This window comes from Halobacillus amylolyticus, from assembly GCF_022921115.1.
GTDB lineage: Bacteria > Bacillota > Bacilli > Bacillales > Halobacillaceae > Halobacillus_A > Halobacillus_A amylolyticus.
The window spans coordinates 1179567-1203001 of record NZ_CP095075.1 but is presented as its reverse complement, the minus strand read 5'-3'; the positions used below and the strand labels follow the sequence as shown (position 1 = coordinate 1203001).

Genomic DNA, 23435 nt, shown 5'->3' with positions numbered 1-23435 from the left:
CCATGTGTTCATAAATCTTTAATCATTGTTACATGAGGGATGCCGGCATCCATGAATTCTTCCGACACAGTACGGTATCCGAGACTTTCATAAAAGCCTTCTGCGTGAGTTTGCGAGTTAAGCTTGGCCCTTGAATATCCTTCATCTTTAATCACTGTTTCCATGTAGTGAATGATTTGCTTGCCGAAGGAATTGCCTCTGTGAGCCTTCTCTACACAAATTCTTTCAAGCTTAGCATAATCCTCAATAAATCTGAGTCGAGCAGCTGCAAACGGTTCTCCATCAAAATACCCCACGATATGTGTAGCCTGGTCCTCGAAGGCATCATGCTCGTCTTGTTCTGAAACCCCTTGTTCTTTTATAAAAACGTTACGCCTAACACGGTGGGCATCGCTAAGTTCTTCATGTTTTGTTACTTTCCGAATATCCGGATGCATTACTGTTCACCAAACCGAAAAGTTTCGTAGACGCTCCAAGCCCCATTTTCTAATTGATAGAGGAGTTGGAAACGATCAACTTTGTCTACAATATCAAAACTATCCATACTTAAACTCCCATACACATCAGAGAACTCCTCATCGGAAAGCTTCTGAGCAATCGTGATGTGAGGAACAAAAGAATACTCCTTATTATCAGGGATAATTCCTTCGTGCAGATTCTGATTGAGTTTCACAATTTCGTCAGATGGGTCGACCTTTAAGTAAATGGTGTTAGTAACAGGTGAGAAAGAACTAACTTTGGATATCTTTATGGAAAATGAAGTTGTACTTTTGGCAATTCTTTTTAATTCAGGAATAATCGTTGATTCAAGTACCTGTTCATCTGTTTCGAAGGGCTCTTTAACAGTAATATGCGGTGGAATCAGAGCGTAATGCGGGTCATAACGTTTACGATAAGAGTTTGCCTCATCCTGTACTTTTTTTGATGGAAAAATTGCTATACCATATTTCATTCGGTTGATCCCTCCTATTTCTTTCATTACACGCTACTTGCGGCATTAGCCAAATATCGTTTGTAAAGCTCGCTTTAAATCCTGCTGCCAGGATTTCCATGTGTGGTCACCGTCGAGCTCATGAAAAACATAAGATAAAGGCTGATGTGATAAGTATTCTTTTAGATTGAGATTGGGCTTTAAGAAATCTTTTGTTGCCCCATCTGTGGTGTTTACTGAAGTCTCCTTATTTCCAATCGTATGATAAATCGACAGTGAAGATAAATCCCTCACCGTTTTTACGACCTCCATAACGTGAGGGTCAACATATGGGCTTTGCATAATGACGTTACCGAATACATTTGGAAAACGAGTGGCTGTCATTAGTGCAAGTGTACCAGCTAACGAATCGCCGACCAGTGTACGTCCATTTCCCATATAAAAGCCAGGGAGCTCCTCATCTAGAAAAGGAACAACTTCTCTTACTAAAAAGTTAACATAATCACCCTGCCTTTTTCCATCAGGATGGTATTTATCCCGACGGTCAAACTTATCATGATAATGAATACCAATAAAAATCGTATTTTCAATTTCTTTATCTGCATGAAGCTGATCACTCAGCGTTGCAGCCCGTCCCATCTGAAAGTAGTCATTTCCATCCTGCATAATGCAGAAATGGTATTTATACAGTGGCGAGAAGTTTTTGGGTGTGTACACGTTTAACGTCATTTCTTCATTTAAGTATTGGCTATTGATGCTGTACTCCTGCATTGTACCGTCTCTCCCCATTTGACCACCTCCTAACATCCGAGCAAGTTTGCTAATGGAAATTACCGCATCGTAAATCATGTAAACGTATCACTTCTATTTTATCATATAATTTTGAAAAAAAGGAGAATCGATCTTTTTTGAAAGGGAAGAAATTCATCATAAAATAAAAAACAGTGAAAATCGTTGACATCGATACGATAGCCATGTATATTAGTACTTGTCCTTACAACAAAATGTTACATAATGTGATTCCGTAGCTCAGCTGGGAGAGCGCCACCTTGACAGGGTGGAGGTCGTTGGTTCGAGCCCAATCGGAATCATCCATCAAAGTGCCGAAATGGCGCGGTTTCCTAACAAAGGGGAGGCCGCGTCATTTCTTTTGTTTTGACACTAAATGATTCAGCGTGTGGAATACACAAGAAAAAGCGAATAAAAATTATTACAATATATAAAATATTCGTATTTTATTCTAATCCCTTTAAACAAACAAGGTAAGCGCTATCATAAAGAAAAGAGATAAACTGCTTGTTTTATCTCTCTTGAGAAGTTTGGTAATATGTTTTATAATCCACTTATACAAATTTTCTTGTCTTAAAAACGAACAATACAATACTTTTTATCTACTAAACTAGTCACTTAACATTTTTATAACTAAATAAGCGTTGATTGTTATGGGTCACACTATAACAGGAGCAGTTTCTGGAGAGAATGCAACTATTGCATCGCCGAAGGGTTCACAATCTCAGGCAAAAAGGACAGAAGAATAGCAAGTACTTATTGTTATTCTGACACTTAAGAGGCTGGGGAATCCCAATCTCTTTTTTTATACTATTTTGACCAAGGATTACTAGTAATTTTTAATAAATATGAATGAGGTGTTTGATTAACATGAAGCGGATTTATAATTTTTCAGCAGGACCTTCTATATTGCCACTACCAGTATTAGAAAAGGCACAAAAAGAGTTAGTTAATTATGCGGATTCGGGAATGTCTGTGATGGAGTTAAGTCATCGATCGGAGTTATTTACAGAGATTATCATGGAGGCTGAGCAGCTGCTAAGAGAACTGATGGATATTCCAGGGGATTACAAAGTTCTATTTGTCCAAGGTGGAGCCTCGCAGCAATTTGCTATGGTACCGATGAATCTCCTTGGTAAAAGTGGGAAAGCGGACTATGTCAATACAGGGTCCTGGTCGAAGAAGGCGATCAAAGAAGCTAAGAAATATGGTGACATTCGTGTGGTTGCTTCCTCAGAGGATGCCAATTTCACTAATATACCGGTAGTCGACAGCGGAATGACTGATCCGGAAGCGGATTATGTCCATATTACGACGAATAACACAATTGAGGGAACGGCATTTACTGAAGTTCCTGATACAGGGACCATCCCACTTGTAGCCGACATGTCATCGAATATTTTGTCGGAAGAAATCGATGTCTCTAAATATGGTCTGATTTATGCTGGAGCGCAAAAAAATATCGGACCTGCCGGGTTAACCGTCGTTGTGATTCGAGAAGATTTAATTGGGAAAGCATCGGAAAACTGTCCGGCCATGCTTGATTATAAAACGCACAGTGATAGCGGGTCCTTGTATAACACTCCACCGACATTTGGCATTTACATGGCGAAACTGGTTTTTGAATGGATAAAAGAGCTTGGCGGGCTTAAGGAAATGGAGCGTATCAACCGTGAAAAAGCGCAACTATTGTACGACTTTATTGATGAATCGGAGCTGTTTACTTCTCCAGTAGATAAAGACAGTCGCTCGATTATGAATATTCCTTTTGTCAGCCCGTCGGCGGAATTAGATGCCGATTTTATTAAGAAAGCAAAGGCAGAGGGACTTGAGACGTTGAAAGGCCATCGATCTGTAGGGGGCATGCGTGCAAGCCTTTACAATGCGATGCCGATAGAAGGTGTACGGTCACTGGTCACTTTTATGAAAGAATTTGAAAATAATCATGAGTAAAGGGGAGAACAAAATGAGCACATTAACACAAGACAAATTGAACACGATTAAAACATTAAATAACATTGCTGATCGTGGCTTGGATGTATTCGAAAAGGTGAATTATACAATAGATAACGATAGTGAGAATCCTGACGCCATTGTGGTGCGCAGTTATAACATGCATGACATGGAATTTGGCAAAAATCTAAAAGCAATTGCAAGGGCAGGCGCGGGCGTCAATAATATTCCGGTCGAAGATTATACAGAACGTGGAATTGTCGTGTTTAATACACCAGGTGCTAATGCGAATGCTGTAAAGGAAATAGTACTGACTTCATTGATGGCGTTATCCCGTAATCTATTTTCCGGTGTATCCTGGGCCAGGACGTTAAAAGGAAAAGGCGAAGAGATTCCGAGTCTTGTAGAAACTGGAAAGAAACAATTTATCGGAAAAGAAATAAAAGGAAAAACATTAGGGGTGATTGGATTAGGAGCGGTCGGCTCTCTAGTAGCAAATGATGCACTAGACCTCGATATGGATGTCATAGGGTTTGACCCATTTATTTCAGTTAATACTGCCTGGAACCTGTCTCGTAATGTGCAACGTGCCATGACAATGAAGGAGCTGTTTGCCTATTCTGATTACATTACAGTGCACGTTCCGTTAACAAAGGATACAAGCGGCATGTTCAATGAAGAAACATTTAACATGATGAAACCTGGTGTCAATATTCTGAACTTTTCCCGCGGTGGGCTGGTGAACGAAGAAGATATGGCGGCTGCCCTTGAAAGTGGTAAAGTTGGTAAGTATGTGACAGACTTTCCAAATGAAAACGTGCTGGAAATGGAAAATGCCATTCCACTTCCTCACCTTGGTGCCTCCACGAAAGAATCAGAGGAAAATTGTGCGATTATGGCTGCTCGCCAGGTGGAGGAGTTTCTGGAAACAGGAAACATCAAAAATTCAGTGAATTTCCCAAATGCTTCTCTTCCTTATACTGGGAGGCGCCGTGTGACAGCTTATCATCATAACGTTCCAAACATGGTTGGTCAGATCACATCAGCTTTATCAAATTACAACTTGAACATCGCTGACATGGTGAACAGAAGCCGGGAAGATTATGCCTATACCATGATTGATATTGATAATGAAGTAAACGGTAATGTCATTCCCGACTTAGAAGCGCAAATAAACCAGATCGAAGGCATCGTTTCCGTCCGCATTATTTAAAAAAAAGATTTCTACGCTTCTTCAATGCCTCACCTTGAGTTGAGCTGGATTATTGCACTTAAACTCTTATACAAGGTCTAGAATTTTTAATAAATTTTTGAAGTTAGGTCCAACAACCTTCTCGGTAGTCACAGAACTTTAATAACTATAATGATACAGACCATACATTTTGAAAGTGTATGGTCTGTTTTATTCCATTAAAGGGCCGTTTAATTTAGTAAGGCTTAAAAGAGAGGATAGGGTGAGGAACATAAGTATTTCCTAAGGAATATGGTATAGTTGGTTAGTTAGTCTAAAAATTTATTTATTAAATTGTAAGAAATATTTATTTAAGGAGCATTATGACAAACAAAAAGTTTCGGTCATCAATAAATGTAAGGGGATAACGTCTAATTAACAAAGTGGTTTAGCGTTTCCCCCAAATTTTGAAAGGGAAAAATTTATGAGTACACTTAATGTGAAACTTTTGAAATTAAATGCAGAAAATTGCTTGAATGCTGTGAATTAAAAGTATCTAGGAAACAATCAAAATATATTGACTCAAATACTATATCAGTTGCTCAATCACAATTTGAACCTACGTTTAAAACCATATGCTATTTATTTTGAAGAAAAAGTAGTTGGTCTTTTAATGTGCAATTCTGTTCAAGAAGAACTTAACGGGTTATAGAATTATGATAGATAAGAGATTTCAAGGCAAGGATATAGGTAAAGCGGCAACTAAGTTAATGATTTCAGAGATGGCTAAATTACCAAATGCGAAAAAAATTGTTGTAGGTTATCATCCAGAAAACGTTGGAGCACATAATTTATACTCGAATTTGGGGTTTGTTGACAATGGTGATTGGTTTGGTAAGGAAATGGCAGTTATTAAAAATGTAAACAGGGCTGTAGTTTAGAATCTTCTCCAAGCAGGGCGTTTTAGTGGGACAAGGTAATTATTTATGGACTGGCTTAAATCCAATACAGGTCCTTGAGTGGTTTTAGGTTGACTTTGCAAGCGCTTTCAATTATGGTGGTAAGAGGTTGAACAACATAAGTGGTTGTTAGGGTGTTCGGCGTAGGCGGTGCCGGCACCAATCTTTGTATTAATAAATTAGGTAATGAATAGAGAAGGAGAACCTATATATTAGATGTCCAGGGGAGGTCACTAATGAAAGGACTTCTGCCTTCTCTATTCTGATTATATTAGCAGAAAATCTGTTAGGGTTAAAGAAAATTGTGTGAAAAGTTCATAAATTCCGTATTTCCGCCCCTCGTATAAATGGTAGGATAAGGGTAGGGGATTGGCATACATGTAAGACAAGCTGTTGTTCTCTAACGAAGGTTTTAATTACATTACATAGGCTTTCTTACATAATAAGAAAGTCTATTTTTTTGCCCTTAGTTTCGCTAAAACGCATCTCTTATATATGGTCAATTTTCCATTTAAGGGTAGCATGTAAACAATATATTTAACGTGGGTAATATTGAAGGCTTATATTTGTTAAGTATTTTGCATCGTATATGGTGCAGTTTTTTTAACCAACTGGTCTCACCGCCAATATAAACGGACTAACCAAGAACGTAATCCAAGCTCGGAACGCGATTCTAGAACAAAGAATTGCGTTCCATCTTTTTATGTATGGACCATTTAATTGAACAAGTCTTATACTGGACGCACTCTAAAATCATTATGAAAATTTCTTTCGTCCCTGAAAATCAAATTGAACGCCTATTGGAAGAATCCTGATTTACGAACATAACCCGGTTTTATTCTACTGGACTTTTTGCGGGATGGATTTGCCATGTGGAACGATAGGCGGTATTTATGTATATTGTGACTATAAAAAAATGACAACCGTGGGGGATTACCACAGCTGTGCGATTAATAAGTCAAATCAAATGCCGCACCTATTTTAATGAAGCATAGCTTTTTAGAGAAGGAACTTTATCGAGCAAAAGGTGAAGACTAAAGTTAAAAAGAGAGGGAGCATCCTAGCCAGAAACATGCTTGGTTCCTTATGAATATGTTCCCTAACCAACGAAAAAATTAACGATCGGTTGCAAGCTCAATTGTATAAATGCCTCTATCTGTAATTAAAGAAAAACGTGAATCATCAAATTGATATAAGGTCGTATCTTCCAGTGGTATTTCGTAAAATGCTGATGGAAGAGTCTGAGGATCCGCAGCCTCCGTTTGGATTTTTCCAGCACCATTTAATTGTAAAGCATGCATCGGCTCATATTCATCCATCCGTCTGGTGTTTCTTGAATAAGAAATGGAATTTAGTTCCATCAATGTTTCATCGTGGTCGTCAAGTTCTTGTTTCGAGATTTTAATCTTTTCTCCACTCCACTTATGCAACAACTCATTAAATTCCTCTACTGATAAGTATTCATGGCTCATCATAATCCCTCCTGTCATTTAGATTTTCCCTAGAAGGAGAGAATCATACGGAAACTTTATGGATTTTAATGTCTTAGAATATAGAATGAGTTTTTCCTTAACTCTAATTAAATTTTCAGATAAATTTATTGACGGGCCCCAATTATAAGAGCTAAAGTTACAGTTAATAATCATATTGAACTTAGACTAAAAGGGGAAAGATACATGCTAGAAAAAATCACTGAAGACATACATAAACTGGTTGTCCAATTTCCATCAGGGATGGAAGAAGTAAATTCTTATCTAATGAAAGGTAAGGAAGGTTATACCGTGATTGATACAGGTACTTATTCGGATGAAGCAAAAGAAGCATGGGAAAGGGTACTGGAATCAGGGATCGTGATCGAAAAAGTGGTTTTAACACATACTCATCAGGACCACATCGGGCTAGCCAAATGGTTTCAGCAGGATATCGGTGTTCCTGTATATACATCGCTTTTAGGTTACAAAGAAATGAAGAAGCATCGCGAAACAAACGTCAGGGATAGAATGGACAGCCTGGTCAAAAAACACGGAGGACCTGGAATTCCCGAGAAAATGCAAGATGATTCTTTTATTTACGATTTCGAGCCTGATGGGCTTTTTGAGAAAAATGAAAAGATTTTCCTGGGCGAAGATCTCTTTGAGGCTATTTGGACGCCGGGTCACGCTCCAGATCACTTCTGCTTTTACAACAAAAAAGCCAAAGTCATGATTATCGGCGATCATCTATTAAAAGGGATTTCTCCGGTGATTGGGCTGTGGTCAGGTGAAGAAAGGAATGCACTAACAGAATATTATAACTCTCTAGAGCTCATAAAGAGTTATCCCTCAGATGTGGCTATGCCTGGCCACGGCGATCTGATTTACAATTTAACTGATAGAGTGAATGAAGTTAGGGAGAGGCATGATGGACGTCTTCAGGGAGTTTTAGATGCCGTTAAGAATGAGAGGAAAACAGCTAATGACATATGTCAGGAAATGTACGGGACTTTACATATTATTTTGTTTTTAAGCCCTTTTATGGCTACGCTTACACGACTGATTTATTTAGAAGCGCTTGGAAAAGTGGAGCGGGAAGTAGTCGATGGGCAGACCATGTTCCGGGCAAGTTAATCTGGTTTCCCAATTTTAGGGTATATAACCTGAAAATGTGACACCTAAAAAATAAATGGGGGAGATATAGATGGATGTTACGGAAGCAATCAGGGAGCGGCGTGAAATTACATCATACACTGATGAGCCGATTTCAGATGATATCTTAAAGAAAGTGGAGGATGCAGGAGTTTTTGCGCCTACAGGTAACAATCTTCCGTCTAAATATTTGATTGTCGTAAAGGATCGTAACACCTTGGATGAGTTAGCTGACACAACCCCTTACATGAAATGGAAGAAAGAAGCACAGGCGGCCATTGTCGTCATCGGGAAACCGGAAGTAAGTAAATATTGGCTGCAAGATGCTTCCTTTGCTTGTGCGTTCATCTGGCTTGAAGCTGTCGAGGTTGGACTTGGGTCCGCATTTGGTGCGGTTTATAACCTACAAGATGAGCAAGAGTCAGGGAGACGGGAAACGTATGTGAGAGATCTTTTAGGAATACCAGAAGAATGTCGAGTTGTTGCCGGGTTAGGACTAGGGTATCCAGGCGAACCCCCTAAACCGAAGAACCATGTGCCGAGAGATGAAGTTGTTCGCTATGAAAAATTTTAAAATATGGTTATGAAATTATCCCCTCTAAGCCAAAGAGGGGATAATTTATCGAGCGAGCTTTGACAAGACTTTTTCACTTGCATAAAAGTGGGATTTATTATCTTTTCTTGATGAACCACTCATTTCCAGTACTTGTCTTATTCCGCTACTATCACCTAATTAATAATAGTAAGGATAGTTATAGTATGGGTAAGGGAATAGTCTTCTGAAAAAACGATAGGGGAAACGACGTCGTCGGTATCGACGGTATCTTCTTCGGTAGCCACCATATCCATTATAATCGTCATCGTAATCATCATATCCATTATAGCCATCGTCATATCCATAGCCAAATTGCCTGTTGACTTGGCTCCCATCAACTTCTTCAGGAACTAACATCTCTACGTCATTCTCGTCCATATCTGTGATGATGCCCTCAACATGTGATCCGTCTCTCATTTGTCCTATAACATGGTAGTGTCTATACCTTTTACATAGTTGTTTTACATCGTCGTCCTGGTATGCTCCTTGGACCCCTGGATGCATCTGATTTCCATATTGCATTCCATGTACGTTATTTTCGTGCATGAAAATCCCTCCTTTACCTCGTTAGGATATTCACCTAAATGGAGTATGTGCATGTATAGAGAGCAGTTCTTCGTATTCCTTTTCTTGTATCATCAGTGGTGAGAAATTGATCCTTCTAAGTTGGTGAAGGATTGTCCGAAGTCCTCCCTTGAGTATAGGTATTCCCACAAGGAGGTCTTTTGTTGGAATAATTTCCAAGTATACATTCAGCTATTTCCTACATATAATAATAGGAACAAATGTTCGTTATAAGGGGTGAGGGAAGTGAATTATACAGGTTATCCACGGAATGATGTCCTATGTATTGATATAAGGTCTTTCTATGCAAGCGTGGAATGTGTTAAGCGTGGCTTGGATCCTCTGAAAGCGCTACTAGCCGTGGTCGGAGATACAAGTAGGCGTGGGAGCATAGTCTTGGCTGCATCACCTTCTCTTAAAAAGAAGCATGGAATAAGCAATGTTAGTCGATTTTTTGAACTGCCTAATGATCCTGATCTTATTATCGCCCCGGCACATATGGGAGATTATTTAGAAGTTTCGGCCGAGATATCAAAAATGATGAGGAATTTCGTGCCCCAGAAGCGATACACATCTACTCGGTAGACGAATTATGGGTAACAGTCAACGGGTTGAAAAATCTCTATGGACCTCCATATGATATCGCAAAAATGATTCAGACCCAGGTACGTGAACAATTTGGAATTGAATGTGTTATTGGTATAGGGGAAAACAAGTTTCTAGCAAAAGTAGTCATGGATATTCACGCGAAGAAGGCAAGTGACGGGATCGCTGAATGCCGCTATGAGGATGTCGAAGAAATGTTATGGCCTTGCGATATCCATGATATATGGGGAATCGGTTCGCGGATGACGAGGAACTTAAACCGTATGGGCATTTTAACTTTAGGGCAACTGGCAGGCCATCCTTTGAAATATCTCAAACAGAATTACGGTGTCATGGGGGAGCAATTATATTGGCATGCATGGGGGATTGATTTAAGTCCCGTCTATGGGAATTTTGTTAAGACGGAACAAAAATCTTATGGCCATGGGATCACTCTGTTGAGGGAGTATCAAAAAGAAGAAATATTTGCCTGCCTTCTTGATTTATGTGAGGAAGCTTGCCGGCGGGCGCGTCATGATGGTAAAGAAGGCAGGACGGTCCATTTAGGAATAGGTTACTCAATAGAAACAGGCGGGGGCTTCAGTCGCTCCATGTCTGTTCAAGTACCTACAAATATTACCATGGATGTTTATCGAATTTGTTTACGTTTATTCCAGCGGTTTTATGACGGGGAAAGCAAAATACGTCGGGCGTCCATCGCGCTCACAAGCTTAGGTGAGGAAACTGATGTTCAGCTGAGTTTATTTGATGATCGACCAAGAAGGAAGGATATAGGGGCTGTGATGGACAAAATTCGTGATCAGTATGGTTCGACGGCCTTGCTTCGAGCAAGCAGCTATACCAGTGGCGGAATTACACTCGAACGCAGCAAAAAAATCGGCGGACACTATGCATAAAGGGGTGAATAGAATGGAGGGTTTACTTAGCCGTTCGGTTGAACAGAAGCAGAAGCTAGAAATGATTTACTTGGCTACCGACGGTCAAATTTCTCAAAGGGTCATTAGAGTACTTGACATTAGGGATGAGGAAATACTTGCTTATTGTTATTCGCGGAGAAAGGTCAGAACGTTTCTAAAGGTAAATATTCTATCAATTGCAGCTGTACGGAAACAATTGGGGGCATAGTAATGAATTCATTATAAATGTCTGTAAGCGCATGTTTTTCCTGATATGAGTTACGTGAGAACATACTTTTTTCAGAATTACAGATTTGCCGCTGCATGGTGCTTTCGGTAAAATGGAATTAATCAACAGGACAGAGGTGTGCCGATGGCTTATAAACAAATCAAGACACGCAAAATATATGAAGAAGTGGCAGATGAATTATTAAATATGATCAAAAAAGGCGATTTAAAATCAGGAGATAAGCTTAATTCTGTTCAGCAGCTAGCGGAAGACTTTAGCGTAGGCAGGTCAGCTATTCGTGAAGCATTAAGTGCCTTACGAGCAAAAGGAATTGTGGAAATGCGACAGGGCGAGGGTACTTATATCCGTGAGTTTGATCCAAAAGTACTTACGACATCAATAGCAACTGCCACGGTCCTAATGAGTGAAAAAGATATCCGTGATCTATTGGAAATTAGGAGAATCCTGGAATTAGGAAGTGTCAGCTCTGCAGTAGAGAACGCCAAAGAATCGGACATTAAGGCAATTGAGAAGGCGCTTTCGGATATGCATAATGCCAAGGGGGATGAACAGCTTGGGGAGAAAGCAGACTTGCGGTTTCATATGGCTATTGCAGAAGCTTCTCACAATCGCTTTCTAATTGATTTAATGGATAGTGTGTCAGAAACGATGGTGGAAGCTATGTTTGAGACAAGACGCATCTGGCTGTATTCTCAGCAGAGGACATTAGAGAAGATTTACCAACAGCATAAACAAATTTTTGAAGCCATCCAGTCTAAAGATTCAGCGAAAGCACAAGAGTTAATGTTAAATCATTTGGCAGAGGTTGAACATACACTGCTTAAATACATTCCTCCCAAATAAAAAGTCCTCCTTTAGGTTAAATGACTCATGAAGTACAGAGCTCCTAGAATGACAAGTAAGGGGCTTTTTCGTATTTTTATAAGTCCACCAACTCACCATACTTATTTACTATATTTTTAAACTATTCAAATTCCAACTTGCTTAATGAAAACGCTTTATATTATAATGATGAATATCCGACAGGTCATCTGATGACCATATCTCTGAAGGGGGTTAACCTATGAGTATTGGGTATCTTGTATTGATTGCACTCATACCAATACTATCAGTCTTTCTATTTTTAGTTATTTTGCGGTGGCCGGCAAAGTGGGCCATGCCAATCTCTCTAGCCATCACTGTAATGACAGCAAGTTTCATATGGGAGGTGCCGACAAATCAAATTAGTGCTGCTGCCATAAAGGGAGTGTTCACGGCCCTTGAAGTTGGCTTAATTGTATTTGGGGCTTTGTTACTTTTGAACACACTGAAGGAAAGCGGGGCGATTCATACCATCCGCTCGGGTTTCACCGACATAACAGCAGATAGGCGGATTCAGGCGATTATAATCTGTTGGCTTTTTGGATCATTTCTCGAAGGGGCGGCCGGATGGGGAAGCCCAGCAACCATTGTTGCTCCACTACTTGTGGCCATTGGTTTCCCGGCAATGGGGGCAGTAATGGTTGCCTTAATGCTACAGTCCACACCTGTTTCTTATGGGGCAATAGGGACACCGATATTAATAGGTGTGAACACAGGTTTGAAAGATTCAGGAATGGTTAATCAACATCTGAGCGAAACAGGTATTGGTTTCATGGATTATATTGTCCAAATAGGTGGTCAAGTAGCAATTTTTCACGGAATTGTGGGAGTCTTTATTCCTCTGTTTATTTCAGTCATGTTAACCCGCTTTTTTGGTAAAAATAAATCTATTAAAGAAGGACTCGCTGTCTGGAAATTCGCGCTATTTGCGGGAGTCGCATTTACCATTCCTTATGCACTTGTTGCCAATTTACTTGGACCCGAATTTCCTTCATTAATCGGTGGTTTAGTTGGAATGGCTATTGTTATTCCAGCCGCTAAAAAAGGGCTCTTCATGCCTAAACAAGAGTGGGGCTTTGATGAAAAGAAAAATTGGGACGCTGATTGGGTGGGAAATCTAAAAATAAAAGAAGAAGAACCACAGCAAAAAGTCAGTACACTCGGCGCTTGGGTTCCCTACTTGCTAGTAGCTGTCCTGCTTGTGGTTACACGATTACCTTCTTTGCCGTTCAGCAGTTGGTTGAAAGCCTGGGACATTACGTTGCCCCATTTATTTGGCACGGGCATTACAGTATCTACAGAACCTTTAAATATTCCTGGCGTTGTTTTTATTGTGGTATCGATTATAGCTATTTTCCTATACCGCATGAAACTGTCTGAATACAGTGCAGCCGTTAAAGATTCCTTTAAAACGGTACTAAGTGCAATGGTGGCCCTCATATTCACGGTCCCTTTAGTACAAATATTTATTAATTCTGATGTAAATGCGGCTGACTTTAATAGTATGCCATTAGTATTAGCTGAGGGGATATCACAATTGTTTGGAGACTTTTATCCTCTCGTTGCACCGTTGATTGGAGCAATTGGTGCTTTTGTTGCGGGAAGTAACACCATAAGTAATATGATGTTTTCGCTGTTCCAATTCGGAGTAGGAAATACGATTGGAGTTTCACCGGGTACCATCGTTTCCCTTCAAGCTGTTGGTGGGGCAGCAGGGAATATGATTTGTGTACATAATGTAGTTGCCGCCTCGGCAGCTGCCGGATTAATGGGGAAAGAAGGTAAGTTGATTCGCAGGCTGCTCATTCCTATGTTTTTCTATGTAATCTTTGCTGGAACACTAGGGTACGTTTACCTAAATGGTTTCGGTTTTAATATAGGCACTATGCTTTTAATCATCTTGGGAGGTTTTATAGCTGCTGCTATCGGAAAAGGAATACACTTTAACAAAAACTCTAAGGATTTAGATATATCTGCTTAATTACTTGAAATGTAAACGTTGGTCTGAGCTAAAGGAGGAGGGGATGTAGCATGAAAGTTTCATTATTTATTACCTGTCTCGGTGATTTATTTTATGTCAATGCAGGGAAAGCCAGCGTAGAGCTCTTAGAAAGGCTCGGTTGTGAGGTGGATTTTCCTGAGACACAAACGTGTTGTGGACAGCCAGCCTACAATAGCGGCTATCATGAGAACACAAAAGCAGCAGCTAAAAATATGATTAAAACATTTGCACATTCAGAATATGTCGTCAGTCCTTCAGGATCTTGTGCCTATATGTTTCATGAGTACGATAAATTATTTGAAGGCGAGCCAGAGTGGCGGGAAAAGGCAAAATCATTAAAAAAGAAAACATTTGAGCTCACACAATTTTTGACAGAGATTTTACAAGTGACTGATGTCGGCGCTGAATTTAATCGCAAGGCCACCTATCACACATCGTGTCATATGACACGCCTTCTTGGAGTAAAAGAAGCACCATTTAAGCTGTTGAGCCATGTGAAAGGATTGGAGCTTGAGGAGCTGCCGAACCGCCAGGATTGCTGTGGGTTTGGGGGAACATTTTCTGTAAAGATGGCAGCCATTTCAGAGCAGATGGTTGATGAGAAGATTGAACACATTGAAGAAACCGATGTTGATCTATTAATTGGAGCGGATGGCGGCTGCTTAATGCAAATCGGTGGTCGTCTTGATCGGAAGAACAAGCCGGTAAAAGTCATGCACATAGCTGAAATCTTAAACAGTCGAGGTGAAGGATAATGCCAATGCACGTAGGTGATAAGAATTTTTCAAGTCGAGTAGAAAAGGGTCTGGGTAACAATTTCATGCGTGGAGCTGTTCGTTCGGCTCAGGGGAGATTGCAGTCCAAACAGACAAACGCGGCTGAGGAGCTAGGTGATTGGGAAGAATGGCGTAGTCACGGACAGGAAATTCGCCAGCATACGATGGAAAATTTGGATTACTATTTGCAGCAGTTAAGTGAAAAGATAGCTGAGCTTGGCGGGCATGTTTATTTTGCCGAAACGGCAGAAGATGCAAACAACTATGTACAAGAGGTAGTCAACAAAAAAGAAGCGAAAAAAATCGTCAAGTCTAAATCGATGGTAACCGAAGAAATCTCGTTGAATGAAGCACTGGAAGCAGAAGGGTGCGAGGTCGTCGAAACAGACCTGGGAGAATATATCTTACAGCTTGACGAAAATGACCCACCATCACATATTGTCGCGCCGGCTCTGCATAAAAATAAGGAGCAAATCCGTGATGTTTTTAGAGATCGAAGGGGATATGATAAAACGGAAAATCCAGAAGAGCTTACCTTATTCGCAAGAGAGCAGTTGAGAAAGGAATTTTTATCGGCGGATATCGGAATAACAGGCTGTAACTTTGCTGTTGCTGAGTCCGGATCATTTGCTCTCGTCACGAATGAGGGAAACGCTCGGATGGTATCTACCCTGCCTGACACCCAAATTACGGTCATGGGGATGGAACGTATTGTCCCAACCTGGGAAGAACTTGATGTGATGGTAAGCCTATTAACGAGAGCGGCTGTAGGTCAAAAACTAACAAGTTATGTTACAGCGTTAACAGGTCCGAAAGAGGAAGGTGATGTAGATGGTCCAGAAGAATTTCATCTAATCATCGTGGATAACGGCCGTTCTAAAATTTTAGGAACGGAATTCCAGGAATCTTTACACTGTATTCGTTGTGCTGCATGTGTTAATGTCTGCCCCGTTTATCGTCACGTAGGAGGCCATGCTTATGGCTCGATTTATCCGGGACCCATAGGGGCCGTGCTCACCCCACTGCTCGGCGGCTACGAAGACTATAAAGAATTACCTTATGCTTCATCATTATGCGGTGCCTGCACAGACGTTTGTCCTGTCAAGATCCCTCTTCATGAACAACTGATTATGCACCGGAAAAATATCGTGGAAGAGGAGAAGAAGTCGGACCTTGGAGAAAAGTGGGTGATGAAGGGATTCAGCATGGGAACGGGTTCTTCTTCCTTATACCGTTTAGGCACGAAATTGGCCCCTCTGCTCGTTACTCCTTTTGTAAAAGAAGGGAAAATTTCTAAAGGACCTGGTCCGCTTAAAGCTTGGACAGATGTTCGTGAATTTCCTGTACCACGAAAAGAAAGATTCAGAGATTGGTATAAAAATCGGGAGAAAGGAGGAGGAAACAAATGACAAAAGGTACGATTCAAAATAAAGAAATGTTTTTAAACAATATTGCAAGCAGCCTTGGCCGTGATCGGAAAAAGGCAGATGTAGTCAGACCTGTGTGGGAACATCAACCCCAATGGAGCGTACTTCAGGACAGCACTGAAGATGAGCTTGTTGATGTTCTTGAAAGGCAGTGCAGTAACATTCATACAGACTTTGTGCGCACAGATATGAACGGACTAGAGGAAGAGATCACGAGGGTGATAGAAAAATATCATGCTCGTTCGGCGGTGACCTGGGATGATCCGCGTTTTGACACATTTGCATTGCGAAATAACCTGGAGGAGCTTCAAACTAAACGGGGCATCGACGTTTTTACATGGGATGCCCTAAACGGGGAAGAAAGTATAAGAAGAGCGGAGCAGGCCGACGTTGGGATTACGTTTAGTGATGCTACGCTGGCAGAGTCAGGCACCGTGGTATTATTCAGTGACAATGGCAAAGGGCGTTCGGTTAGTTTGCTTCCTTCTACGTATGTAGCTATTATCCCGAAAAGTACCATCGTTCCTAGAATGTCGCAGGTTACAAGGGAGATTCATCAACGAATTGAAGGTGGGGAGCAGGTAGCCTCCTGTGTCAATTTCATTACCGGACCTAGTAACAGTGCTGATATCGAGATGAACAATGTCTATGGGGTGCATGGACCGATAAAAGCAACATACATCGTGGTAAAGGATCGGTGATTATCTTAAAGGACTGTTACGTCTTACAATAAAGAAAGAAGGCAAAACCTTTCTAACGCAGGGATTTGCCTTCTATTTTTATGGGAAAAGGCCATTTTGTTTTCAGAGCTTTTGTTATAGCTTAAAGCGTTAGATCATTACTTTATAATAAATTCCTCTGCCATTGATATAAATTCACGGACACTGAAAGGCAAGTACTTGTTCTTTTTCCATACCATCGCTAATTCCAAATTTATATTAGAATTAGTTAAAGGAATCGCTTTAATTTCTGGATTATTAATCTTATGACAAATCTTACTTGGTAATAATGCAATCCCTAACTTTGCCTCTACCATTTCGATCATGAAATCTTTTTGAGAGCTGTGGCAGACGACTTTGGGTGCGAATCCCTTCATGGAACACTCTTCCATAATCCGGTCATAAAGGGTGAAGTCCTCTCGATATAAAATAAACGGCTCTTTTTCTAATTTTGATAGATCAATTGAGTTTTGTTCCGCTAAGGGGTTTTCTTTGTGGACAATGAGCATTAAAGGGTCTTTTATAACCCTGATTAATTCAAAATTTTCTTTTTTAATAGGGATATTGCAAATCAAACCAATATCCAATGACCCATCTTCTACTCCGCGTTTAATCTCTTTTGAACCAACCTCTGTCAAGTTGATCTCAACCAAGGGGTATGCTTCTTTATAGTGGCTGATAAGATTGGAGAAAAAAGCGGCCCCAATAATGGGGGGGATTCCTATTTTAATTTCACCCTTTTTTAAATCCATGATATCTGTTAGTTCTGATGTCAGGTTAGAGAAGGCCTCAAGGACATCCTTCGCATTAGCTAAGACCGCTCTTCCAGCATCCGTTAATTCTAAGTGCTTGGATCGATAAAACAGCGGCACACCTAATTCTTCTTCTAAATTCTTGATTACTTTGCTAATGGAAGGTTGGGAAACGTGTAATGTAGAAGCAGCCTTAGTGAAGCTTAAATGTCTAGCAACTTCAGAAAAATATTCTAAATGACGAATATCCATAGTACCCCTCCTGTGATGTTGTTATCTGAAAAGTTAATTATAACTAAATAGAATAAGTGACATTCTAAATATGTATTTCTTATATCTAGGTTTTTATTATAGTATAAGAGATGAAGAACGGATAGATGTAGTTAGGAATTGCAAGAGAACTTGAAAGGGGTTTCATTTACAGGTGAACAGCAGGAATTTCGGTAAGTTCACCACCTGCAGAAACTTCTCCAGAATTAAATTCTATCATTAAAAATGTTCATTTTAAGGAGGAATTTACTTATGAAAGAATACGTACAGGTTGGTAATCTTCAAGTGTCCCCCGTATTATATGAATTTATTAATTCAGAGGCCATACCAGGAAGCGGGCTGACGGGTGAGCAGTTTTGGCATGAGTTAGGAGCTATCATACAAGATCTTGCACCTAAAAACAAGCAGTTGTTAGCCAAACGTGATGACTTACAGAACAAAATAAATGAATGGCATAAAGAACATAAGCAAAACTTTAATCACAAAACTTATAAGTCGTTTTTGCAGCAAATTAACTATTTAGAGCCTCCTGCAAAAGATGTACAGATCACTACTGAAAATGTAGATGAAGAAATTGCACATCAGGCAGGCCCTCAACTAGTCGTACCAGTGAACAATGCTCGTTATGCGATCAACGCAGCAAACGCTCGCTGGGGAGTCTGTATGATGCTCTTTACGGAACAGATGTGATCAGTGAAGAAGATGGGGCAGAAATTGGCGGATCTTATAACGCCATTCGAGGAGCAAGAGTCATTACTTATGCTAAAGAGTTTCTCGATCAATCTGTCCCTTTAGAACAAGGGTCTCATAAAGATGTAGAGGCCTATTCAGTTATAAGTGGCAGATTGTCCGCGGCTTTAGAAAGCGGAGCATCCGTTGGACTAAGTGATCATTCTCAGTTAGCCGGTTATACCAGTCAGCCGGAAAGCCCTGATACTCTATTGTTTAAAAATAACGGAATACATTTTGAAATTCAAATTGATCCGCAAGATCCGATTGGAAAAACAGATAAGGCTGGCGTAAAAGACATTCTTGTAGAATCTGCATTGACAACAATTATGGACTGTGAGGATTCCGTAGCCGCGGTTGATGCTGAAGATAAGGTGCTCGTGTATAGAAACTTGCTTGGCCTATTTAAAGGGGATTTATCTGCAACGATTACAAAAGGTGACAGGACTTTTACTAGGACATTGAACCCGGATCGCACGTATTCCTCCCCTGATGGTAAGGAATATACGTTATCTGGACGCTCACTTATGTTTGTTCGCAATGTCGGTCATTTAATGACAACCGAAGCAGTGCTTGATCAGGACGGTCAAGAGGTTCCTGAAGGGATATTAGACACAGTCATAACAGGACTGGTCGGCAAGCACGATGTTTTAGAGAATGGTCAATATCAAAATTCCACCCAAGGTTCAGTGTATATCGTTAAACCAAAAATGCATGGTTCAGAGGAAGTCGCGTTTGCAAATGAGCTGTTTAACCGTGCAGAAGACCTGCTAGGACTCAAGCGTAATACCCTGAAAATTGGGGTTATGGATGAAGAGCGCCGAACCACTTTAAACTTAAAGGCTGCGATTAATGAAGTGAAAGAACGAATCGTTTTTATTAATACAGGTTTCTTAGATCGAACTGGAGATGAAATTCACACCTCCATGGAAGCGGATGGACCTATGATACGTAAAAATGACATGAAATCATCCAAGTGGCTTCAAGGCTACGAAAAGTCGAATGTAAAAGTGGGACTGGAAAGCGGCTTACAGGGCAGGGCTCAAATTGGTAAAGGGATGTGGGCGATGCCTAATATGATGGATGCCATGATGAAACAGAAAGGCGGTCACCTTGAAGCTGGGGCCAATACAGCCTGGGTACCATCACCTACTGCAGCTACCTTGCACGCTTTGCACTACCATCAGGTTGACGTAAGAGAGGCTCAAAATAACTTGTCGCAATCCTTAAGTGACCAGCAGGATGATATTTTAGAAATTCCATTAGCAACTAACCCACAATGGAGTTCTGAAGAAATTCAAGAAGAATTGGATAACAATGCACAGGGGATTTTGGGATATGTTGTACGCTGGGTAGAGCAAGGTGTGGGTTGCTCTACAGTACCGGATATTAATAACATCGGACTAATGGAAGACCGTGCAACACTAAGGATCTCTAGTCAACATATTGCTAATTGGCTTCACCATGGAGTTTGTACGAATGATCAGGTAGTAGAAACATTAAAGCGTATGGCTAAGGTAGTAGATGAACAAAATGCTTCTGACCCTGATTATAGAAACATGTCTCCAGATTATGATAACTCTGTAGCATTTCAAGCTGCTTGTGATTTAGTGTTTAAAGGATTAGAGCAGCCAAGCGGATACACGGAGCCAATTCTGCACCGTCGACGTATTGAAGCTAAAAGTCGTGTTCACGCTAAATAATGATAGGGAGGACCATTGAACTCGAATAGAGTTAGTGGTCCTCTTAACCTAACTAATCGGAAGCCGTACATATCTATTTTTTTAGGTGTAATTTTTCGAATATTGTAACAAATTGTCGTTTTGGAAATGCTGCTCATGTACATCCTCATAAAGGCTTTTATAGGGGGCTATGATAATGGAGTTAAAAGAGTTATTGGATGAAACGGTCATCCCGAATAAGACATTCGGCAATAATGGTTTATCTGCTGTGACACCAAGAAGTGAAAAAGAGATTGCAGAAATACTTAAGCTTGCTCATGAAGAAGGCAAAAAAGCTTCCATTATTAGTGGAGGGACTAAGCGAGGCTATGGAGGGTTAATTGAGGAATACGATTATTTACTTTCTTTAGCAAACTATAAAGGGATTGTTGAACACACTGTTGGTGATATGACAGTCACTGTAAAGCCTGGCACGACCATTAGGGAACTACAAAGTTATCTTAAAGAGCACAATCAAATGGTTTCTATAGATCCAAACTGGCCTAATGATTCTACAATCGGAGGAGTAATCGCAGCAAATGAAAGTGGACCCAAAAGGTTAAAGTACGGTTCTGCACGGGATTTGGTTATTGGGCTACGTGTTGTCTATCCGGATGGAAGTATCATTCGTACTGGCGGTAAAGTCGTGAAAAATGTTGCCGGGTATGATATGAATAAGCTTTTTATTGGTTCAATGGGGACGTTAGGAGTCATTTCTGAAATCACACTGAAGTTACGTCCGACACCGAAGTACGAAAGCCTAGTGGTCCTCTCTATGCAAGAGGATAAGCTTGAAGAATTACGATCATTTGCTGTAGAGATTCAGGATTCCATGATAGAACCGGCCTCACTAGAGTTGCTAAATCCCGCCCTGTCGAACAAGCTGCTTAACAGAAGTGGTTATAATCTATTAATCTCGTTTGAAGATGTTGAGAATTCTGTCCATTTTCAGGAAGACTGGGTGGAGGGTCACAAGCCTAATGGAGCTAAGACCGACCTTTTAACAGGGGATGATGCGAGAGAGTTTTGGAAAGAGTTCTCTTCGCTCGCTCCGAATGGCCTGCAAGACCAGGATGTTGAGGAATATCTCGAGGCAGTTCTTAAGATAGCGAGTAAAAACTTACATGTGCTCGATATTATTGAAGAAACGCAAAGAATTCAGGGGAAATATCATGTAGAAATAGAGGCTCACGGGGGTGTGGGGCATGGAATAAGTCACCTTATTCTGAAGGGGTCACAATCTAGTGTTACATCGGCGATCTCTCATATGCAAGACTTTACAAAACTGAAAAGTGGTTATGCTACCATCAAACATCTTCCACTTAAACTCCGGTCTGAATTAAACGTGTGGGGAGAAACTCCTTCTTATTACTTCCTGCTCCAAGGCATTAAGGCTAAAGTAGATCCCAATAATACGTTGAACTATAAGCGATTCATAGGGGGGATATAAGATGTTGGTAGAAAAGGTGAAAAATAATGAACCGGCTTGTTCGACCATCAGTTTAAGTAACTATTTCCCAGAGGATCACCCTGATGAGAATAAATGGGCAGACTGTGTCCACTGCGGGATGTGCTTGGAGTCTTGTCCAACTTATTTAGAAACGGGACAGGAACAGCATTCTCCGAGAGGGCGTGTCCATTTAATTAAATCTGTTGCAGAGGGAAAGATTGGATTGAATGAACAATTCATGGATCCCGTTTTCCAATGTCTTGATTGTCGTGCATGTACCACAGCTTGTCCAGCAGATGTAGATGTAGGAGGGCTTATTGAAGAAGCAAGAGGGCAAGTTCGGCAAGCTATGCCTCTGACAGGGGTGAAAGGTGTCGTTAGCAAATTTTTCTTGCAAGGTTTATTTCCACATAAAAACCGTCTCCATACGATTAGTGGACTTTTGAAATTTTATCAAACGAGTGGTCTTCAAAAAGCTGTCCGTAAAACTGGGGCCATTCGAGTTATGCCTAGTCACCTTGCTGAAATGGAATCGATCATGCCAAAGGTAAAGAAATCAGTACAAAACAGATACAAGGATGTTGAAGTAATCCCCGCAAAAGGTGAGGCGAAATCAAGAGTAGCCATGCTAACGGGATGTATTATGGATGTTATGTTCAGCGACATCAACCAGGCAACGATTAACGTTTTGACTCATAATGGCAGTGAAGTAGCCTTGCCTAAAAAACAGACTTGTTGTGGTGCTCTACACGTTCATGCAGGGGACCGGGACACAGGTAAAAAGCTAGCCAAGCAAAATATAGAAGCATTTGGAGATGCAGACAAAGTCGTTGTCAATGCGGCTGGATGCGGCTGTGCTTTAAAAGAGTATCCTGAATTGTTCAAGGATGAGCCTGAATGGAAAGAAAAAGCGGAGGCGTTCTCGGCTAAGGTAGAGGATATTTCTAAATACCTATATGATAGCGGTTACGAAAAGCCAAGGAGTGCTTTGAACAAAAAAATCACCTATCATGATGCTTGTCATTTAGCTCACGGCCAAGGGGTGCGTCATGAGCCTCGTCAGCTTATTAATGATATACCTGGAGTAGAGTACATCGAACAGCCAAATGCAGATACATGTTGTGGCAGTGCAGGAATTTACAATATTACCAACCCTGGAATGGCGGGAGCTGTGTTAGAAAGAAAGATGGAAAATGTCCCCGAGGATGTTGAGATGATCTCGATGGGTAACCCGGGATGCATGTTGCAAATGGCTTTAGGCGTCCAAAAATATGGTAGAAAAGCAGAGATTGTTCATACTGTTCAATTGCTAGATTGGGCCTACCAGAAAGATCAAGAGAATGGATATGCGAAAAATGAGAATGAAATTTTATCTGCTAGAGAGGGGTGA

At 40.7% G+C, this 23435-nt stretch carries 18 protein-coding genes, 1 tRNA gene, 3 pseudogenes and 1 riboswitch; of the genes and pseudogenes, 16 read left to right on the top strand and 6 right to left on the bottom strand.

All coding sequences use genetic code 11. The features are described from left to right. Positions 1-8: 8 nt before the first annotated feature. The 3 genes from MUO15_RS06320 to MUO15_RS06310 are packed head-to-tail and all read right to left on the bottom strand — an operon-like array spanning position 9 to position 1720. Positions 9-437 carry a GNAT family N-acetyltransferase gene (locus MUO15_RS06320; protein WP_245034454.1) on the bottom strand — a complete coding sequence of 143 codons (429 nt, stop codon included), beginning with the start codon at positions 435-437 and terminating at the stop codon, positions 9-11. Then, positions 437-952, bottom strand: a complete 516-nt coding sequence (locus MUO15_RS06315) for a YjcG family protein (RefSeq protein ID WP_245034452.1) — start codon at positions 950-952, stop codon at positions 437-439. The genes MUO15_RS06320 and MUO15_RS06315 overlap by 1 nt, the downstream gene beginning before the upstream one ends. A gap of 45 nt (positions 953-997) precedes the next feature. Next, positions 998-1720: an alpha/beta hydrolase gene (locus MUO15_RS06310; protein WP_245034450.1), complete on the bottom strand. Its 723-nt coding sequence runs from the start codon at positions 1718-1720 to the stop codon at positions 998-1000. Positions 1721-1949: 229 nt separating this feature from the next. Here MUO15_RS06310 and MUO15_RS06305 point away from each other — a divergent pair. The 4 genes and pseudogenes from MUO15_RS06305 (at position 1950) to MUO15_RS06290 (ending at position 5785) form a co-directional block, all read left to right on the top strand. Next, positions 1950-2022, top strand: a tRNA-Val gene (locus tag MUO15_RS06305). 369 nt (positions 2023-2391) lie between these two features. Then, positions 2392-2471: riboswitch (glycine riboswitch) on the top strand. A gap of 119 nt (positions 2472-2590) precedes the next feature. After that, positions 2591-3673, top strand: a complete 1083-nt coding sequence (gene serC, locus MUO15_RS06300) for a 3-phosphoserine/phosphohydroxythreonine transaminase (protein WP_245034448.1) — start codon at positions 2591-2593, stop codon at positions 3671-3673. 13 nt (positions 3674-3686) lie between these two features. Further along, a complete protein-coding gene (locus MUO15_RS06295; protein ID WP_245034446.1) occupies positions 3687-4886 on the top strand; it encodes a phosphoglycerate dehydrogenase in 1200 nt (399 codons plus the stop codon). 442 nt (positions 4887-5328) lie between these two features. Next, positions 5329-5785 (top strand): annotated as a pseudogene (locus MUO15_RS06290) (GNAT family N-acetyltransferase). A 1133-nt stretch (positions 5786-6918) separates the two neighbouring features. Here MUO15_RS06290 and MUO15_RS06285 read toward each other — a convergent pair. Further along, the gene (locus MUO15_RS06285; protein WP_245034444.1) at positions 6919-7275 is read right to left on the bottom strand and encodes a protein YmzB; all 357 of its coding nucleotides are present in this window, start codon (positions 7273-7275) and stop codon (positions 6919-6921) included. A gap of 204 nt (positions 7276-7479) precedes the next feature. On the opposite strand from MUO15_RS06285, the gene MUO15_RS06280 reads away from it, so the two are divergent. Both MUO15_RS06280 and MUO15_RS06275 read left to right on the top strand, forming a co-directional pair. Beyond that, complete coding sequence (locus tag MUO15_RS06280) at positions 7480-8409, top strand: MBL fold metallo-hydrolase (RefSeq protein ID WP_245034442.1); 930 nt, start codon at positions 7480-7482, stop codon at positions 8407-8409. Between the two features lie 70 nt (positions 8410-8479). Next, the gene (locus tag MUO15_RS06275; RefSeq protein ID WP_245034440.1) at positions 8480-9001 is read left to right on the top strand and encodes a nitroreductase family protein; all 522 of its coding nucleotides are present in this window, start codon (positions 8480-8482) and stop codon (positions 8999-9001) included. Positions 9002-9160: 159 nt separating this feature from the next. Here the strand turns inward: MUO15_RS06275 and MUO15_RS06270 are convergent, their stop codons facing one another. After that, positions 9161-9568 carry a hypothetical protein gene (locus tag MUO15_RS06270; protein WP_245034438.1) on the bottom strand — a complete coding sequence of 136 codons (408 nt, stop codon included), beginning with the start codon at positions 9566-9568 and terminating at the stop codon, positions 9161-9163. Between the two features lie 264 nt (positions 9569-9832). Between MUO15_RS06270 and MUO15_RS06265 the strand changes: the two are divergent. The 7 genes and pseudogenes from MUO15_RS06265 to MUO15_RS06235 all read left to right on the top strand — a co-directional run bounded on the left by MUO15_RS06265 (position 9833) and on the right by MUO15_RS06235 (position 17105). Beyond that, a pseudogene (locus tag MUO15_RS06265) lies at positions 9833-11088 on the top strand (DNA polymerase IV). Positions 11089-11101: 13 nt separating this feature from the next. Beyond that, the gene (locus tag MUO15_RS06260) at positions 11102-11317 is read left to right on the top strand and encodes a hypothetical protein (RefSeq protein WP_245034436.1); all 216 of its coding nucleotides are present in this window, start codon (positions 11102-11104) and stop codon (positions 11315-11317) included. 144 nt (positions 11318-11461) lie between these two features. After that, positions 11462-12181, top strand: a complete 720-nt coding sequence (locus tag MUO15_RS06255) for a FadR/GntR family transcriptional regulator (RefSeq protein ID WP_245034434.1) — start codon at positions 11462-11464, stop codon at positions 12179-12181. Positions 12182-12401: 220 nt separating this feature from the next. Next, entirely contained in the window at positions 12402-14180 is a 1779-nt protein-coding gene (locus MUO15_RS06250) for an L-lactate permease (RefSeq protein WP_245034432.1), read from the top strand. 50 nt (positions 14181-14230) lie between these two features. Next, the gene (locus MUO15_RS06245; protein ID WP_245034430.1) at positions 14231-14956 is read left to right on the top strand and encodes a (Fe-S)-binding protein; all 726 of its coding nucleotides are present in this window, start codon (positions 14231-14233) and stop codon (positions 14954-14956) included. Next, positions 14956-16386, top strand: a complete 1431-nt coding sequence (locus MUO15_RS06240) for a LutB/LldF family L-lactate oxidation iron-sulfur protein (RefSeq protein WP_245034428.1) — start codon at positions 14956-14958, stop codon at positions 16384-16386. Before MUO15_RS06245 ends, MUO15_RS06240 begins: the two co-directional genes overlap by 1 nt. Continuing rightward, positions 16383-17105 carry a LutC/YkgG family protein gene (locus MUO15_RS06235; RefSeq protein ID WP_245034426.1) on the top strand — a complete coding sequence of 241 codons (723 nt, stop codon included), beginning with the start codon at positions 16383-16385 and terminating at the stop codon, positions 17103-17105. Before MUO15_RS06240 ends, MUO15_RS06235 begins: the two co-directional genes overlap by 4 nt. Before the next feature lie 137 nt (positions 17106-17242). On the opposite strand, the gene MUO15_RS06230 is transcribed toward MUO15_RS06235, so the two are convergent. Continuing rightward, the gene (locus MUO15_RS06230) at positions 17243-18127 is read right to left on the bottom strand and encodes a LysR family transcriptional regulator (protein ID WP_245034424.1); all 885 of its coding nucleotides are present in this window, start codon (positions 18125-18127) and stop codon (positions 17243-17245) included. Between the two features lie 270 nt (positions 18128-18397). Here MUO15_RS06230 and MUO15_RS06225 point away from each other — a divergent pair. From MUO15_RS06225 to MUO15_RS06215, 3 genes and pseudogenes are all read left to right on the top strand, one after another. Continuing rightward, positions 18398-20577: pseudogene (locus MUO15_RS06225) on the top strand (malate synthase G). Between the two features lie 175 nt (positions 20578-20752). Next, positions 20753-22045 carry an FAD-binding oxidoreductase gene (locus MUO15_RS06220; protein WP_245034422.1) on the top strand — a complete coding sequence of 431 codons (1293 nt, stop codon included), beginning with the start codon at positions 20753-20755 and terminating at the stop codon, positions 22043-22045. Position 22046: 1 nt separating this feature from the next. Beyond that, the gene (locus tag MUO15_RS06215; RefSeq protein WP_245034420.1) at positions 22047-23435 is read left to right on the top strand and encodes a (Fe-S)-binding protein; all 1389 of its coding nucleotides are present in this window, start codon (positions 22047-22049) and stop codon (positions 23433-23435) included.

What these genes read in the sequence shown, in the direction of transcription:
- MUO15_RS06320 (WP_245034454.1), bottom strand. Translation starts at nt 437, where the DNA reads ATGCATCCGGATATTCGGAAAGTAACAAAACATGAAGAACTTAGCGAT.
- MUO15_RS06315 (WP_245034452.1), bottom strand. Translation starts at nt 952, where the DNA reads ATGAAATATGGTATAGCAATTTTTCCATCAAAAAAAGTACAGGATGAG.
- MUO15_RS06310 (WP_245034450.1), bottom strand. Translation starts at nt 1,720, where the DNA reads ATGGGGAGAGACGGTACAATGCAGGAGTACAGCATCAATAGCCAATAC.
- serC (WP_245034448.1), top strand. Translation starts at nt 2,591, where the DNA reads ATGAAGCGGATTTATAATTTTTCAGCAGGACCTTCTATATTGCCACTA.
- MUO15_RS06295 (WP_245034446.1), top strand. Translation starts at nt 3,687, where the DNA reads ATGAGCACATTAACACAAGACAAATTGAACACGATTAAAACATTAAAT.
- MUO15_RS06285 (WP_245034444.1), bottom strand. Translation starts at nt 7,275, where the DNA reads ATGAGCCATGAATACTTATCAGTAGAGGAATTTAATGAGTTGTTGCAT.
- MUO15_RS06280 (WP_245034442.1), top strand. Translation starts at nt 7,480, where the DNA reads ATGCTAGAAAAAATCACTGAAGACATACATAAACTGGTTGTCCAATTT.
- MUO15_RS06275 (WP_245034440.1), top strand. Translation starts at nt 8,480, where the DNA reads ATGGATGTTACGGAAGCAATCAGGGAGCGGCGTGAAATTACATCATAC.
- MUO15_RS06270 (WP_245034438.1), bottom strand. Translation starts at nt 9,568, where the DNA reads ATGCACGAAAATAACGTACATGGAATGCAATATGGAAATCAGATGCAT.
- MUO15_RS06260 (WP_245034436.1), top strand. Translation starts at nt 11,102, where the DNA reads ATGGAGGGTTTACTTAGCCGTTCGGTTGAACAGAAGCAGAAGCTAGAA.
- MUO15_RS06255 (WP_245034434.1), top strand. Translation starts at nt 11,462, where the DNA reads ATGGCTTATAAACAAATCAAGACACGCAAAATATATGAAGAAGTGGCA.
- MUO15_RS06250 (WP_245034432.1), top strand. Translation starts at nt 12,402, where the DNA reads ATGAGTATTGGGTATCTTGTATTGATTGCACTCATACCAATACTATCA.
- MUO15_RS06245 (WP_245034430.1), top strand. Translation starts at nt 14,231, where the DNA reads ATGAAAGTTTCATTATTTATTACCTGTCTCGGTGATTTATTTTATGTC.
- MUO15_RS06240 (WP_245034428.1), top strand. Translation starts at nt 14,956, where the DNA reads ATGCCAATGCACGTAGGTGATAAGAATTTTTCAAGTCGAGTAGAAAAG.
- MUO15_RS06235 (WP_245034426.1), top strand. Translation starts at nt 16,383, where the DNA reads ATGACAAAAGGTACGATTCAAAATAAAGAAATGTTTTTAAACAATATT.
- MUO15_RS06230 (WP_245034424.1), bottom strand. Translation starts at nt 18,127, where the DNA reads ATGGATATTCGTCATTTAGAATATTTTTCTGAAGTTGCTAGACATTTA.
- MUO15_RS06220 (WP_245034422.1), top strand. Translation starts at nt 20,753, where the DNA reads ATGGAGTTAAAAGAGTTATTGGATGAAACGGTCATCCCGAATAAGACA.
- MUO15_RS06215 (WP_245034420.1), top strand. Translation starts at nt 22,047, where the DNA reads ATGTTGGTAGAAAAGGTGAAAAATAATGAACCGGCTTGTTCGACCATC.